Annotated in this window: 10 protein-coding genes; 6 read left to right on the top strand and 4 right to left on the bottom strand. The window is 40.7% G+C overall.

The features are described from left to right. Positions 1 to 253 precede the first annotated feature (253 nt). From BACHE_RS00055 to BACHE_RS00030, 5 genes are all read left to right on the top strand, one after another. The gene (locus tag BACHE_RS00055; protein ID WP_013545679.1) at positions 254 to 3,556 is read left to right on the top strand and encodes a SusC/RagA family TonB-linked outer membrane protein; all 3,303 of its coding nucleotides are present in this window, start codon (positions 254 to 256) and stop codon (positions 3,554 to 3,556) included. Between the two features lie 21 nt (positions 3,557 to 3,577). Continuing rightward, positions 3,578 to 5,224 (top strand): SusD/RagB family nutrient-binding outer membrane lipoprotein, encoded by a 1,647-nt coding sequence (locus tag BACHE_RS00050; RefSeq protein WP_013545678.1) that lies wholly within the window; start codon positions 3,578 to 3,580, stop codon positions 5,222 to 5,224. A 33-nt stretch (positions 5,225 to 5,257) separates the two neighbouring features. Beyond that, a complete protein-coding gene (locus BACHE_RS00045) occupies positions 5,258 to 6,376 on the top strand; it encodes a glycoside hydrolase family 18 (RefSeq protein ID WP_013545677.1) in 1,119 nt (372 codons plus the stop codon). A gap of 22 nt (positions 6,377 to 6,398) precedes the next feature. Beyond that, positions 6,399 to 7,586 (top strand): BT_3987 domain-containing protein, encoded by a 1,188-nt coding sequence (locus BACHE_RS00040; protein WP_013545676.1) that lies wholly within the window; start codon positions 6,399 to 6,401, stop codon positions 7,584 to 7,586. 263 nt (positions 7,587 to 7,849) lie between these two features. Further along, positions 7,850 to 8,632, top strand: coding sequence for a lytic transglycosylase domain-containing protein (locus BACHE_RS00030; RefSeq protein WP_013545675.1), 783 nt, complete (start codon positions 7,850 to 7,852; stop codon positions 8,630 to 8,632). On the opposite strand, the gene folB is transcribed toward BACHE_RS00030, so the two are convergent. The 3 genes from folB to BACHE_RS00015 form a co-directional block, all read right to left on the bottom strand. Then, positions 8,614 to 8,979 (bottom strand): dihydroneopterin aldolase, encoded by a 366-nt coding sequence (gene folB, locus BACHE_RS00025; RefSeq protein ID WP_013545674.1) that lies wholly within the window; start codon positions 8,977 to 8,979, stop codon positions 8,614 to 8,616. The genes BACHE_RS00030 and folB overlap by 19 nt on opposite strands. Further along, entirely contained in the window at positions 8,976 to 11,681 is a 2,706-nt protein-coding gene (locus tag BACHE_RS00020; protein ID WP_013545673.1) for a 4-alpha-glucanotransferase, read from the bottom strand. Before BACHE_RS00020 ends, folB begins: the two co-directional genes overlap by 4 nt. 130 nt (positions 11,682 to 11,811) lie before the next feature. Further along, complete coding sequence (locus BACHE_RS00015) at positions 11,812 to 14,349, bottom strand: adenosylcobalamin-dependent ribonucleoside-diphosphate reductase (RefSeq protein ID WP_013545672.1); 2,538 nt, start codon at positions 14,347 to 14,349, stop codon at positions 11,812 to 11,814. Between the two features lie 340 nt (positions 14,350 to 14,689). On the opposite strand from BACHE_RS00015, the gene BACHE_RS00010 reads away from it, so the two are divergent. Further along, complete coding sequence (locus BACHE_RS00010; protein ID WP_013545671.1) at positions 14,690 to 15,424, top strand: NADPH-dependent oxidoreductase; 735 nt, start codon at positions 14,690 to 14,692, stop codon at positions 15,422 to 15,424. Positions 15,425 to 15,468: 44 nt separating this feature from the next. On the opposite strand, the gene dnaA is transcribed toward BACHE_RS00010, so the two are convergent. Beyond that, entirely contained in the window at positions 15,469 to 16,860 is a 1,392-nt protein-coding gene (gene dnaA / locus BACHE_RS00005; protein ID WP_013545670.1) for a chromosomal replication initiator protein DnaA, read from the bottom strand. Positions 16,861 to 16,946: the final 86 nt, after the last annotated feature.

Raw genomic sequence — 16,946 nt, 5'->3', positions numbered from 1 at the left:
TACGTAGCGTGGAGTTTTTTGTTCAACAAGAAGCTTTCACGCTTTTTTTATAATCTATTGTGAATCAGATCTAATGATGTGTATTGAGAAGCATGATGGTTTGTCTTGTTTCCCAAATGATTCAAATATAAAAAAAAGTATTCTTCTGGTTTAGTATATTGGATTTCTCATTTGTATTATTATCGTGAAACAACGAAAATGCATTTTATTGTTAACTGAATGTAGTACTTAATTTTTAATTCTAACTAAAGAAATGGAGAAATCACTGAAAAACAAATGCCTTTGTTTTCTATTCTTAATGTTAGCTGTGCCGATGGCTACCATAGCTTCTGCCCAGGAACAAAAGGTTAGTTTGGAGTTTACTAATGCTCCTTTGGCTAAGGTTTTGGAGGAAATCGGACGACAAACATCCATGTCCGTAGTGTATAACGTAGAAGATGTATCTGGGGTGGATCATGTAACCGTGACTGCTAAAGATGAGAATGTATCAAAAGTTCTTTCTCAAGTGTTGAAAGGTGTAACAGTTACTTATTCGATTGTAAATAATCACATTATTTTGTCGAAGTCGGAACGGATTGCTCATGTTCAATCAGATCAGAATGTGAAAGTTAAAGGGAATGTAAAAGACGTTAACGGAGAGCCTTTGATTGGTGTAAGTATCTTGGTGAGGGGTACTGCCAATGGTACTGTAACCGATATCAATGGTAATTTCAGTTTGCAAGTACCTAAAGGTTCTGTGCTTGAAATTAGTTATGTAGGTTATGTTACACAGACGGTTACCATTACGGGAACTACTCCTGTGAATATCTTGATGAAAGAGGATAGTGAGCAACTAGATGAGGTTGTTGTAACGGCGTTGGGTATAAAACGTTCAGAGAAAGCACTTTCTTATAATATTCAGAAAGTGGGAGGTGATGAACTGACTACCATTAAAGATGCCAACTTTATGAATAGCTTGAATGGTAAGGTAGCCGGTGTAAACATTCAGCGTAGTGCTTCAGGGATCGGTGGTAGCACGCGTGTCGTAATGCGGGGTAACAAATCCATCGCCGGTGATAATAACGTTCTTTATGTGGTAGATGGTGTACCCATCGGAAATCAAGCCAACCGTGAAGGAGATGGTAGCACTTTTGACAGCAAGGCATCCAGTGAAGGCATTGCCAATTTTAATCCGGATGATATTGAAAGCATTTCTGTATTGACCGGCCCATCGGCCGCTGCTCTTTATGGTGCCAGTGCTGCAAACGGTGTTATCTTGATTAATACGAAAAAAGGTAAAGAAGGGGTATTGCGCGTGAATGTGGCTTCTTCAATAGAGCTTTCTAATCCTTTTGTGTTGCCTAAGTTTCAGAATATATATGGAAATGTAGATGGAAGCTATTTTTCTTGGGGAAATAGATTGGAGAATCCGGCTACTTGGGAGCCGAAAGATTTCTATCAAACAGGAACAATGTTTACCAATTCGTTCAATCTTTCTGTTGGTTCAGAGAAAAACCAGACTTATGTGTCCGGTGCTGCTGTCAACTCAAATGGGATAGTGGAAAACAATAAGTATAACCGTTATAATATTACTTTTCGTAATACGGCTAAGTTCTTGAAAGATAAACTGACTGTGGATTTTTCTGCCAGCTATGTACGAGAGTATTACAACAATATGATTTCCTCAGGTGTCTATTTCAATCCTATTGTAGGTATTTATCTTTATCCACGTGGTATGAATTTTGAAGGAGAAAAGTATTTTGAACGATATGATAAGGAATTGGGCTATAATGTACAGAACTGGTCTCCGGGATCTATGGGGGTAGAAGCACAAAATCCATATTGGATAGCCTATCGCAATGTACGCCCTGAAACAAAAGACCGCTATATGTTTTATGGTAATTTAAAATACGATATTACCGACTATCTAAATGTTTCTGGCCGTTTCCGCTTGGATAATACTTATTCAGAGAAAGAAGACAAACGTTATGCTTCTACAACCAGCACTTTTGCCAAGACAAATGGTCGTTATGCTTATTCCAATGAATCTTTTCGTCAGAAGTATGCGGATATTATGGTGAATTTTGACAAGCAATTTGCTGAAATTTATCATGCTACAGTCAATGTAGGCGCCTCTTTTGAAGAATATGACACAAAAGGCCATGGCTATGGAGGAGACCTTCTGTTGATACCCAATAAGTTTACTTATGGAAATGTGAATCCCGCTGTTGCTACTGTATCTGAAACTGGTGGGGATAGCCGTAAGCGTAATTTTGCTACTTTTGCTTCCGCAGAGCTTTCTTGGAAGTCTGCCGTTTATCTTACTCTTACAGGACGTGCTGATCGACCTTCACAGTTGGTTAATAGCAAGAATGAGTGGATCTTCTATCCCTCTGTAGGTGTATCAGCCATTTTGACAGAATTGATTTCTCCGGAACTTCGCGAAAGCATATCTCCGGTGTTGGGGTTCTTAAAGTTAAGAGCTTCTTTTACAGAAGTTGGTTCTCCGATTTCGTTTACGGGTCTTACACCAGGAACCATTACCCATAAATTGGAAAATGGTACAGTAGCTCCATTCGAGTATTATCCACTCTCGGACTTTAAAGCAGAACGTACCCGTTCTTATGAAATAGGTATTGATAGCCGTTGGTTCAACAATACTTTGACTTTGGGCTTTACATATTATCATTCTAATACATATAATCAGTTGTTGAAGGCAGATTTGCCGGGTACCAGTGGGTATAAATATTTGTATGTACAAGCCGGTGATGTACAAAATAGAGGTTTGGAGTTGACATTGGGTTATGATCAGACATTTGGCGATTTTAATTACAATACTACATTTACTGCCACAACAAATAAGAATAAACTGAAGAAGTTGCCGACTGATGCGGTCAATCCGCTTACGGGGCAGCCTTTGGATTTGAGTGATATTAAGATAGGCCGTTTTCGTTTGCGTGAAGACGGAGAGATTGGAACTTTGTACGCCGATCGCCGTGTGGAAAGAAATGAAGAAGGATATGTTGCTTATACACCCGGACAAGCTATTACTACCGAAACAACAACACCATATAAATTAGGTACGGTAAATCCGAAGTGGAACTTGGGGTGGAGACATGGTTTGGGTTATAAAGGATTTAATGCCAATGTATTATTCACGGCTCGTATTGGTGGAAACGTGATTTCTAAGACACAAGCTTATCTGGATAGATTCGGTGTGTCTGAAGCATCTGCCCTTGCGCGTGAACAAGGTTATATGATGTTGGGAAATATTAAGATGCAGCCGGAAGATTATTATACCACCATTCAGGATTTGGATGCTTATTATGTATATTCTGCTACCAATGTTCGCTTGCGGGAAGCAAGTATTGGTTATACATTCCCTGATAAATGGTTTGGTAACGTAGTGAAAGGTGTTAATCTCTCTGTTTATGCTACGAACCTTTGGATGATTTATAATAAGGCTCCGTTCGATCCGGAACTGACAGCTTCAACAGGGACATTTGGTCAAGGATATGACTACTTTATGTTGCCGAGTAATCGTACTTACGGATTTAGTTTGAAGTTCGCTTTCTAATTATCGATAAAAATGAAGATTATGAAAATAAAGAAATATTTATTATTGCTTGCCTCTTGCGGAATCTTGACTGCGGGTTGTGATGATTATGTAAATATCAATAAAAGTACTACCGGAGTAACAGATGAAGAATTGGAAGCCGGTGGTCTTATCTATGGCACTCAGTTAATGGAAATGCAGCAACGTGTTGTTCCTATCGGTTCACCTACCAGTACAACAGGACCGGGTAATGACTTAGCTGTGACAGATGTGATGTCATCCGGACAATATGTAGGTTACTTCGGCATGAACAATAATTGGAAGATGAGTACGGAAGCCACTTGGGATTTCACAGACAACCGGATGCACTATGCTTACGAACAGCTTTACATGAAAGTATATCAGCCTTGGGTGCAGATCTATCAAAAGATCGGAACTAGTGAAGATATGGAAAAGCAGGAAATTATGTCAATATTCAACATTGTGCGCGTTGCGGGTTGGCTACGTGCTACCGACTGCTTCGGACCTATTGTTTATTCTAATGCCGGGAAGGGCTCATTGGCTCCGAATCCGGATAAGCAGGAAGATGTGTATAAGTATATGTTAAAGGATTTGGAGGCTTGTGTCAACACATTGAATAAATCCGCTTCGAAAATTATGCCGAAGTACGACTTGATATATAATGGAGAACCTGCCAAGTGGGTGAAGTTTGCCAACTCACTGATGCTCCGAATGGCTATACGTATGCGTTATGTAGCACCGGATTTGGCTAAAGAATATGCAATCAAAGCATTGGATTCACGCAATGGTGGTGTAATTGAAACGAAAGCTGATGAAGCTAAGATTGGTAGTTCCCCAAAACTTCCTTTGCTAAACTCTTTGATTGCCACCATCGATTATAAAGAGAATCGCATGGGTGCTACTGCATGGGCTTATTTGAAGGGCTATAAAGACCCTCGTATTGAGAAGTATTATACCAAAGGAAGGGCTTATGGTGAAGAGGACTATTTTGCTATTGCTCCGGGAAATGCGGAAACTAAGGGTGAAGGGGAAAATACGGCGGAGTTTGCCTCTGCTCCGAAAGTTACCAACAGTGATCCTCTTTATTGGTTTAGAGCTTCTGAGGTGTTCTTTTTGAAAGCAGAGGCAGCTTTGTTCAAGCTGATTGAAGGAGATGCACAGGCATTGTATGAAGCTGGTGTAAAAATGTCGATGGATGAGTGGGGGATCAATTCAGATGCCGCTTCGGCTTATTTGAATAATGGAGATGGGCTTCCTGCTGAGATAACTGTTTATAACTATTATTATGCTACTTGGGGGAATTCGTATTCTTCCAATATTCAAGAAGGCAATGTTTCTCCGAAGTGGGATGCTGCTGCCGGAACCGAGAAAAAACTACAACAGATTATAACTCAAAAGTACATTGCTTTGTATCCCAATGGAGTGGAAGCTTGGACGGAATATCGTCGTACGGGCTATCCTTACCTGATGAGATTGTATGATACAACCTTCCCCAATAAGATTGGTGCGGAAGCTACTGCCCGTACTCCGGAGCGCTTTAAATTTTCAGCCGATGAATATAAAGGAAATGAAGAAGGTATGCGACAGACTACTACCTTGCTGGGAGGACCGGATAAAGGTAGTACCAAACTCTGGTGGGTACGTTCCGATAGACCTGTGCAAAGATAATAATGAACTTAGAATGGAGATAATATGAAAAGTATGAAATTGACGTTTTTAGTATATATATATTGGTTCGCTTTGATTTTTACCAGTTGCTCGGCCTGGACAGATACCGAACGCGAAGTATTTCCTGAACAGGAAACTATTGACCGGATTATTCCTTTTTTAGAAGCACAGTCAGAGGAAGACCTGATGCCTTCTGAACGTGCTTATTATCGTAAACTGAGAGAAGAGTATCGCCCGTCTCCTCATGTGAAAGGATTCGGATGGTTCGGAAACTGGACTGGTAAAGGAACCAATGAACAGAATTATTTGAAATGCCTGCCAGATAGTGTTGATTTTGTTTCCTTATGGGGAGCTCGTGGAAACTTTTCTCCCGAGCAGAAAGCCGATTTAAAGTTTTTTCAAAACGTGAAAGGAGGTAAGGCTTTATTATGCTGGATTATTCAGGATATTGGCTCAGCCATTACTCCGGAAGGAAAAAATCCTACTCAATATTGGGTACAGGAATTGGGAGGTGGTGACCGCTTGAAAGGTGTCGAAGCTTATGCGAATGCCATTGCCGATACCATTATCAAATTCAACTTAGATGGTTTCGATATTGATTATGAACCAGGATACGGACATAGTGGAACTTTGGCAGATAATCAGTCTATTGGCGAGACATCAGGTAATATTGCTATGTATCGCTTCATTAAAACACTTTATGACCGCTTCAAAGTTCATAAAAAAGAAACTGGTAAAGACATGTTGCTGGTAATGGATGGACAGCCGGATAAATGTAACATGGAAACTTCAAAGATGATAGATCACTATATCTATCAGGCTTATTGGGAATCTTCAACAAACCAAGTTATAAGTAAGATTACGAAACCACACCTTACAGATTGGGAACGTAAGACAATCATTACTGTAGAGTTTGAACGAGGTTGGAGGACAGGAGGAATTTCTCACTTCCGTAGTGTGCGCCCGGATTTGAATGGGGAAGAAGGAACGCAGATTTTGGATTATGCAACATTGGATTTACTCAGTGGTTTGCGTATCGGTGGTATCGGAACTTACCATATGGAATATGATTACAAGAATGATCCTCCCTATAAGTGGTTGCGCAAAGCTTTATATTATGGAAATCAAAAATATCCGGGGAAATATCAATAACAATTAATAAAAACCTAAGAACATGAAGAATATATTAAAAATATTGGTAAGTGTACTTGCTCTGACAAGTTGCCAAAATGAATTGTATGTTGATTCATTGAAAGAGTTTGGCAGTCAGCAGGGGGCATACATTGCTGCTAAGGGGCCTGTTCAGATTTTTGCAGAAGAAGGAAAAGACTACTTTATCAAAGATGTGAGAGTAGGTCTGACTGTAAAAGAGGAAAAGAATAACAATGTGACTTTGACAACAGGTGACCAAGCACAATTGGATGCATATAATAAAAAGAACTTTACCTCTTATTTGCTGCTTCCCAAAGAAATGTACGAAGTACCTTCAACATTGGATTTTGAAAAAGATGTGACCATGCAAATTTTACCGGTTAATTTGAAAAACATTCAATTTTCGATAGAAGGAGATTATGCTTTGCCTATCCGAATTAATAGAGGAAGTACCAATATTGTACCCGGAGAAGATGAAGCTATAGTCATTTTAGAGAAACTGACACGCACTAAGGTCTTGAAAATGGCGGGCAGTGAAATTGGAAGTGATAAAATGTTTCCACAAGATTTTAAGGTGAATCAGTGGACTATGGAGGTAATGATCAAGCGTTCGGCTTACAAGTCAAATAACAAAGCAATTGCCGGGACAAAGCTAATTCAGAATTCAGGTCCGATGGACGAAATATATACTCGTTTTGGTGATGTAACTATTGAACCGAATCAGTTACAGATTAAGACGGGTGCTTCGCAAATTGATGTGGATAAGAGTAAATTTGCGGCCAAACCTAATGAGTGGTATATGCTCACTTTTGTTTATGACGGTAAAAATACACTGATTTATGTAAATGGTGATTTGGTAGCTGAACAGCAAATTAGAGAGGGAGCCTATGGCTTGATTGGATTCTGGCTTTCAGGAGCTAATGAATTTGTACGTGAGGTACGTTTTTGGGATGTTGCTCGCAACGCCAAGCAGGTGAAGGAGTTTGTTTGGAAAATGGTTAATCCTACTGAAAAAGGACTTTTACTTTATTATCCTTGTAATGGTAAAAAGCGTAACCATGAAACAGGTCAAATCTCTGACGATGAAACGAAGTTATGGAATTGGGCCACTTATTATACTGGCGACAAGTCATTGCTTGATTTACCTTTAAAAGGCTCTAAATTTGATAATAATAATGGTGAACTTTATACCTTCCCTCTTCAGAATTAATTGGTGTTTTTAATGTTATCTGAACTATTCTGGTAATTTTATAAATCATTGAGGCTGTGTTAAAACAATGACACAGCCTCTTACATTTTGTTTATGGTATATAGTTGGGTGTTTTTTGTTCTTAAAAGGTCTATATAGGTGGCAGGTGGGTTAAGGAAAGTATCTGCCATAATAGAAATAAGTAAGAAACTTGCATCTTTATTTTTTGTCTGCCAATTAGTAAATTTGTACCTTTGCAGCCGTTTCCTAAATAACAGTTTGTCATGAAGCGTCATTTTTTTCTGCCCGTTATCGGAACTCTCGTTTTTCTCTTTTCGCAAACGGTCTTTTCGCAAGAGCCCGATTCGCTGCCCTGCATGGCACAGCCCAATCTGCCCGCCGACTATTACATTATGGAAGTGGATTCTTGCCCGTCGGGATATACATTGGATGATGAGAATATTCTGGATTTCTGCGGTCAGATAATAGACTTGAGTACTCATGAGAGAAAGCGAAAATTGCAACGGGAACTGTCGTCACTCTCAGGACTTTCATCTTTATTGGTACAGCGTGCCAATTTTTATTTTCCGGTGGTAGAACCTATCCTGAGTGCCAACAATATCCCCGATGATTTCAAGTATCTGATGGTGGTGGAGAGTGGAATGAATCCTTATGTCTGTTCTGGAAAGGGGGCTGCCGGATTGTGGCAGTTTATGGCAGGAACAGCGGATGACTATGGACTGACGGTTAACAACCGGGTAGATGAGCGCTTTCACTTGCGAAAGTCCACTGACGCAGCTTGCCGTTATTTGCATGACGCTTATGCTAAGTTTAAGGATTGGGTAGCTGTGGCGCAAAGCTACAACATAGGGCAGGCACGTATTCGTGCCGAACTGGAACGGCAACAAGTGGATGAAGCATTGGAACTCCGTTTGGTAGAGGAAACCAACCGCTACATCTATCGTATCTTTGCTGCTAAAATCATTTTTACACATCCCAAGAATTTCGGAATAAATGAAAAATTGCTTTATTATAAAAAGATACGTCGCTATTCGCCGCGCCGTTGACTTATCTCTATGCCTGCATTTTCGATGTCAGCTCCCATAGGTGGATTGCGTTTTGCCAGTTTCAGTTCTATTTCTTCTATTTGGGAAAACTCACTGAACAGCCGGGAGATGATTCGTTCACAGACATGTTCCAGCAGTTTGGACGGAATTATCATCTCTGCCTTTACCGCCTCATAGACATCGGCATAGCTGACGGTATCAGCTACATTGTCTGTCTTTGCAGCACGTTGTATATCGACTTTTAAGCGGAGACTGACAGTAAATTCATTGCCGACCAGTGTTTCTTGTTCGCCTACCCCGTGGTAGGCGAAGAAACGAATATTTTCTAAAAAAATGTGACTGTTCATATTGGGATAATTTCTCTCTGAGTATTGCCTATCAGACTTTTGATTTTTTCATTCAGACTCTCGGCGTTCATTAACTGTTCCAGTGTCAAATGCATGCGCCAACGCCAGTAGTGGCGTGGGTTGGCAGGGATGTTGATACGCTCCTCCTGTACATTTGGATTGCGCCATTTGCCGTCTATTGACATCCAATCTTGCAGAGATAGGATGCAGAGGATAGAGTTGCTGTACAGGTGGTTGCGAATCACTTCTTCACAAAGTTCAGGCGTAGCTATGGCGGGGGCAGCACCGTAATGCCCCAATATAGTGTTATAATATCGTTGCGTCTGTTGGAAATCTTCTTCCCACCAGCCACGTAGGGTGGACATGTCGTGTGTGGAAATAGTGCAGACTGAGCGATACGGATATTGGTCTGGATACCCGAACTCCTGAGATGGGTCTTTGGGCATACGCTGTATTTCCAGAGAAAGGATGCGTAAATCATTCATTACCCATGCCACACAGTCGGGAATCATTCCGAGGTCTTCTCCACATACCAGCATACGTGTGGATTGTGTGAGCTGGGGCAGTTTCTTCATGGCCTGTTGCCCCCAGAAATCATTGTGGCGGTGATAATAGTATTGGTCATATAGGCGGTTGAATGCAGCCTTTTCCCAATCGTTCAAGGCACGGTAGATGTAATCGTGTTGTACACCGATACGGGGATGGTATTTGTTGGCGTCGCTCCGGTCAGGAACAAACAACACATCACTGATAAGTGCATACAGACCGTCTCGAATCCAAATGCTGTCTTCATCAGTTTTTCCGGCAAAGTATGCTTCAACCTTGCGCTGGGTGTCGAACTCCGGACGCATACGGTAAATTTCCCATGTGTCTGTTGGCTCGATAAATATCTGTTTTACCGTTTCTGTATGGGGACCGAATACTTGTTTGAGGAAGTGTTCGTGGATATAAGGTTTCAGATACTCGTATCGGAATGTCAGACCGTACCCTTCAATTTCTTCACGTGTCATAGGTAAGGCCGGTACAAATTGTCCCAACAACCCATGTACGGCATCCATCGGTATTTCCCAAATACGGAAGAAGCCGAGGATGTGGTCTATACGATAGGCATCAAAGTATTCCGACATCTTGCGGAAGCGCTTCATCCACCAGGCATAACCATCTTTTTCCATTATGTCCCAGTTGTAAGTAGGAAAACCCCAGTTCTGTCCGTTTACAGAGAAGTCATCGGGTGGAGCACCGGCCTGACCGTTTAAGTTGAAATAATGGGGCTCTGTCCATGCATCTACGCTATTACGGCTTATGCCTATGGGAATGTCACCTTTCAGTACCACACCATTGGCACGTGCATGTTCTGTGGCGGCAAGTAGTTGTAGATGGAGGTTGAATTGGATATAATAGTAAATGGCAATATGAGGGTAATCGGCGGATGTCGGTTCGCAAAGTTTTTCAGTCTCCCGAATATTGTATATGCTGTATTTGGGCCATTCACGAAAGTTTGGAGTTTTATAGGCATCCCGTAAGTAACTGAATACAGCGTATGGTTGCAGCCATTCCTTATTGGTCTTATAAAATGTTTTGAAAGCTTCCGATGCCAAAACTTTTTCGCCCTCTTGTTTGTAAATCAAATGGAAATACTCCCATTTCGTCCGGTTTACGGCTTCATAATCTACAGTAGGAAAGGTGTTCAATTCTTTCTGTCGTCTGTTGAATTCTGTCATTAGACTCTTGTCTTTCAACTTTCCCAATTGTTGTAAATCCATGTACATCGGATGGAAAGCATAGATAGAAATGCTGTTGTAGGGATAAGAGTCTGTCCATGTATGTGTCATGGTAGTGTCATTGATAGGCAGAATTTGTACAGCTTTTTGATGAGTAGCTACTGCCCAGTCGATTATGCGTATCAAATCACCGAAATCGCCCACTCCAAAACTTTTTTCAGAACGTAGAGAGAATACCGGTACGGCTACACCAGCACCTTTCCAGGGAGGAAGGCTGAAGTAAACATAACGGTCACCTATTGCCAATGTTTCGTCGGTTCCTATTTGCGGGTTGGCTATATAGCGATTGGGATTATTTTCCCAAGCTACGGCGCGGTGTTCTTTTTTGTTGAAAAGAATAAACTTGTATTCTAAAGGGAAACTGATTTTACTGGCATCTACCTCTACTTGCCATTCTGGAAAAGCAGTATCGCTCATTAGTATGGCTTTATCCGGATTCCAGTCTCCCAGTACTTTTTGGTTACCGCAAATAGCCAAACAGTGGTCACTGTTAATGCACGGAGCATATGCTTTAATCAGCACTCCTCTTTTATAGCTTTTGGGAGCTGCACTGCGCTCGTGGTGTGCCAACAAAGATTCTGTGAATGCGGAGGAATAGAAATACTGTTGTTCCGGTAAATTTTTCCAGTTATCCTCTATGCGATAGATCTTCTTTGGAGTGCCTTCCACATGGAGAGTGCGGGAAAAACTGTTCCATTCCGTACGTATGACCTTTCCGTCACGATAAATATGGTAACAGTACCGGATAATACTGTGTTCCGGTGACTGTATATCTACTTTGGCATTCCAATGAATGCCGTCTATGGTACTTAGAGGAATGGCGTCGTTTGAACGATCGTTGCCAAGTTCGGGAATGGAGCCAGAAACTCTGACTTCTTCACCCCAACTGGTGCGGTATTCAATATTAAATGATAGTATCATATATATTAGATTTAGAAATAACAATAGCTGCAATGATTATGCAAGTATAGAAAATATTCCTCATAACCATGCAGCTATCATTGTCTAAGTCATTTAAATTCCTATGCAAACGTTTGTGCTTGTCATAACCTTATCCGCAACGGGAAGCGCCACAGGTCTTACAGATAAGGCAGCCTTCCTGATAGACCAGTGTTTCATTGCCACAGTTAGGACATTTCTTGCCTTTGGCTTCTGTACCATCTTGGATATATTTTTTTAGAGCGCGTTCTACACCATTTTTCCAAGTATTGATATTTTCGCTATCCAGTTGCAGAGAACCTACTAACTTGATAACCTGCTCAATAGGCATACGGTAACGTAATACTCCAGAAATCAGTTTGGCGTAGTTCCAATATTCTTTATTGAACTTTTCGGACAGCCCTTCAATGGTGACTTTATATCCGCGCTTATTTTCAAACTGAAAGTCATAACGCTTGTTCCCATTTTCGTCTATATTTTTGATAATATGACCAGATGTCACATTTTTTGGCAGAATGATACCCTCGTCATCATCAAGCACACCGGTGAAGATTTCGTATGGGTGGTTGTCCAGTAAACCGACGAATGCTACCCATTTTTCTTTGTTGTTCTGGAAACGTACAACATCTGCATCCAGAATTTTAGGACGAGTTTCAACCACCGTAGGTGGTTTGCATGGGGGTAATCCTTCTTTTTTGTCACTTTTGGTCGATATAAGTACACCAGAACGGGAACCGTCGCGATAAACGGTACATCCTTTGCATCCCGACTTCCATGCTTCCACATACAAACGGTTCACCAGTTCTTCATCTACATCGTTTGGCAGGTTGATTGTAACGCTGATAGAGTGGTCCACCCACTTTTGGATACGTCCTTGCATCTTAACTTTCATCAGCCAGTCCACATCATTGGAAGTTGCTTTGTAATATGGTGACTTTTCCACCATGGTATCAATTTCTTCTTGGGTATATCGTTTGGCAGGATTGTAACCTTGAGCTTCCATCCAAGTCACGAATTTAGGATGAAATACGATATACTCTTCAAAAGCATCACCGGTTTCGTCTATAAAGTCAACATGGACGTTTGTATCATTCGGATTTACTTTACGGCGTCGCTTATATACGGGCAAAAATACAGGTTCTATGCCGGAAGTGGTCTGTGTCATTAGACTGGTAGTCCCGGTGGGAGCAATGGTGAGGCAAGCAATATTACGGCGTCCGTATTTTTTCATTTCTTCATAGAGTTCCGGATCAGCTTCACGAAGACGGTTGATGAACGGATTGTCCTTTTCGCGCTCTGTATTGTAAATTTCAAAAGCACCGCGTTCCTTTGCCATTTCTATTGAAGAACGGTAAGCATTGAGAGCAACGGTTTTGTGTACTTTTTCAGAAAATTCAGTCGCTTCTTCAGTCCCGTAACGTAGGCCTAAGGCTGCAAGCATATCGCCTTCTGCCGTAATTCCGACTCCTGTACGACGACCTTGTCTGCTTTTTTTATATATTTTCTGCCATAAACTAAGTTCTGTCCGTTTTACTTCTTCATCTTCTGGGTCAGAATCTATCTTTTTCATGATTCGCTCAATCTTTTCCAATTCCAGGTCAATAATGTCGTCCATGATGCGCTGGGCCAATGCAACGTGCTTTTTGAACAAATCAAAATCAAAATATGCATCCGACTTGAATGGATTGATTACATAAGAGTATAGGTTGATTGCAAGCAGACGGCATGAATCATACGGACATAAAGGAATCTCACCGCAGGGGTTGGTGGATATGGTGCGATAGCCCAAATCTTCATAACAATCAGGCACGGACTCTCTCAAGATGGTATCCCAGAAAAGTACGCCGGGCTCTGCCGATTTCCAGGCATTGTGCACAATCTTTTTCCATAAGGCAGAAGCATCTATTTCCTTTTTGAAAATAGGTTCTGCAGCATCAATCGGATATTGTTGCGTGTATGGTTTTCCTTCAATGGCAGCTTGCATGAAAGAATCTGTAAGTTTTACGGAGACATTGGCTCCTGTGACTTTGCCTTCTGTCATTTTTGCATCAATGAATGCCTCAGAATCTGGATGCTTGATGGACACACTTAACATCAATGCACCGCGACGACCGTCTTGTGCTACTTCACGGGTTGAATTTGAATAGCGTTCCATGAAGGGAACTAATCCGGTAGAAGTTAATGCGGAATTTTTAACCGGTGATCCTTTGGGACGGATATGCGAGAGGTCATGTCCCACACCACCGCGGCGCTTCATTAGCTGCACTTGTTCCTCATCTATTTTAAAAATCGCACCATAAGAGTCAGCTTCACCATCTACACCGATTACAAAACAGTTGGACAGGGATGCTACTTGATAATTATTACCGATTCCAGTCATTGGGCTTCCCTGCGGAACAATATACTTGAAGTGGTTTAACAAGTTGAACAATTCTTCCGAACTTAATGCGTTGGGGTACTTGGCTTCAATCCTCGCTATTTCATTGGCTATTCTCCAATGCATATCTTCCGGAGACTTTTCGTAAATATTTCCGAAAGAATCTTTGACCGCATATTTGTTTACCCAAACTCTGGCAGCCAATTCGTCACCTTGGAAGTATCGTAAGGATTCTTCGTAGGATTCGTCATAAGAATAAATTTTTTTTTCCACGATGCTGTATCTCTTAGATTTAGTTGTAAATAAGTAAATTTGTAGAAGTCTTACTTACTGTTAACAAATGATTTTGCAAAGCTATGAATGTTTTTCTACTTGGCAAAACAAAAAAGAATGTTTTTATTAACTAATTGAATGTTTCCTATTTGTAATGAACAAATTGTTGATAACTAAATGATTGGATAATTAAATTAACTAAATAGTTCTCTAAAAAAGAAATAATGAATCGGGTATCAGGTCGGGATACTTATTCTTTTTTAGAAAGTCTGTTAAAGTTTTATGGCAGGATTAAATGACAGTTTGTGATTCTTTTTATATCTTTGCAAAAAAAGAAAGAATGGAAAGCTTGAAAGAAAGGAGAACGATCCGACATTATCAGAAGAAAGATCTTTCTTCTGATTTGTTAAACGATTTGCTTAAAGTATCTTCTCGCGCTTCTACAGTGGGGAATATGCAGATTTATAGTGTAATTGTGACGCGTGATGCTGAGCGTAAAGCTAAGTTGTCTCCCGCACACTTTAATCAGCCTATGATACAAACAGCTCCGGTAGTTCTTACTTTTTGCATAGACTTGCGGCGTTTCAGTAAGTGGTGTGAACATCGGAAGGCTGAACCGGGTTATGACAATTTTGAATGGTTTGTGACCGGTGCTGTAGATGCATTGTTGTTTGCTCAGACTTTTTGTGTTGCTGCTGAAGAAAAGGGATTGGGAATTTGCTATTTAGGAACTACTACATATAACCCCCAAATGATCATTGAAGCTTTGGAATTGCCTGAACTGGTATTTCCTATAACTACGGTGACTGTGGGATGGCCTGCTGAGATACCAGCTCAAGTAGATCGTCTTCCTTTGGAGGCAATAGTACATGATGAAACTTACCATGATTATACTTCCGAAGATATAGACCGATTGTATTGTTATAAAGAAGCACTTCCGGAAAACATACAGTTTATTCGGGACAATAACAAGGAAACGTTAGCTCAGGTTTTTACAGATGTACGCTATACAAAGAAAGACGGTGAAATGATGTCTGAGAATCTTTGGAACGCGATGAAGAAACAAGGATTTTGAATGTAAATATTGATTATTGGATGTCCCATAATCAATATTTCATTTTATCCCTTCTTTAATACAGACTGAATTTCGTCGATTTCAGCCCGGAATGATTTATCCACTTCCTTTAACTCTTTGATGGTTTTGCAGGCATGCAGTACAGTGGCGTGATCTTTGTGACCTATTAAAGCTCCAATCTTGGCTGTGGAGAAGTCTGTATAATTTTTGGCTAAAAACATGGCTATCTGACGTGCCTGAACTACTTCTCGTTTTCTTGATTTAGTATGAATAGTTGCGGTGTCCAAACCGAAATGCTTACATACGGTATTGATAATGTCATCAACGGTGATTGATTTGCTTTCGCTGTTGACTACTTTTCGTACGATGCGTTGAGTCAACTCCAAATCTATTTCTTTGTTATAGATCGTAGAATGTGCCATGATTGAAATAACGATGCCTTCCAAATCACGTACACTGTCTCCTACGTTTTCTGCAATATAATCAATTACTTCCGGTGGAAACTGCAGCCCGTCACGATGTATTTTGTTGCGCAGAATATTTTTACGAAGTTCTACTGTCGGTTTCTCCAATTCGGCTACCATTCCCCATTTGAAGCGGGTAATGAGGCGTTCTTCCATTCCTTGTAATAGTACGGGAGCGCGGTCTGAAGTGAGAATGAGTTGCTTTCCGTTCTGATGCAAATGATTAAAGATGTGGAAGAATGTATTTTGCGTCTTTGTAACGCCTGCAAATTCTTGGATATCATCAATAATCAGTATGTCAATTGTCTGGTAGAAGTTGATAAAGTCGTTAGTGGTGTTGTTACGTACAGAATCAGTGTACTGTACCTGAAATAGATGTGCAGATACGTATAACACCCGCTTTTCTGGATATAATTCCTTTATTTTGGTCCCGATAGCATTGGCAAGGTGTGTTTTGCCTACACCGGAAGCACCATATAGAAATAGTGGGTTGAATATCGTTTTGGCAGGATTGAGGGCAACGGCTTCTGCGACACTGCGGGACAGCTTGTTGCTATAGCCTTCGATGAAAGTTTCAAAATTGTATTCCGGATTCAAGTGAGGATCGAGTTCCGGAACGATTATTTGTGGAATCTGTTTGTCAATTACCGTCTTTTGTGGAATGATGGTGCGGTTGGTGGATTCGTAATTGACCGTCTTTTCTGGACGGGAACTTTTATCTACCATTACGTTATACATTAATTTCGTCCCTTCACCAATTACTTTATAAAGAGTTTTACGCAACAAGTCCACAAACTTGTCCTCCAAAAATTCATAAAAGAACTGGCTGGGCACTTGTACGACCAGTGTTTTGTCCTCATATTTTAAAGGAATAATGGGGAGAAACCATGTTTTATATGTCTGTTCGGGAACATTGTCTCTTATAATTTCAAGACAACGATTCCACAACCCGACATGATTTATTTCACTCATAACGGCTATAAATACATTTATTAATTAAGCAAAACTTCTACGCATGCAAAATTGGCAATCTTATTTGAGAAAAACAAATGTTTTTT

Source organism: Bacteroides helcogenes P 36-108 (assembly GCF_000186225.1).
Taxonomy (GTDB): Bacteria; Bacteroidota; Bacteroidia; order Bacteroidales; family Bacteroidaceae; genus Bacteroides; species Bacteroides helcogenes.
The sequence above is the reverse complement of the archived record's forward strand: the minus strand, read 5'-3'. Positions and strand labels throughout refer to the sequence as shown.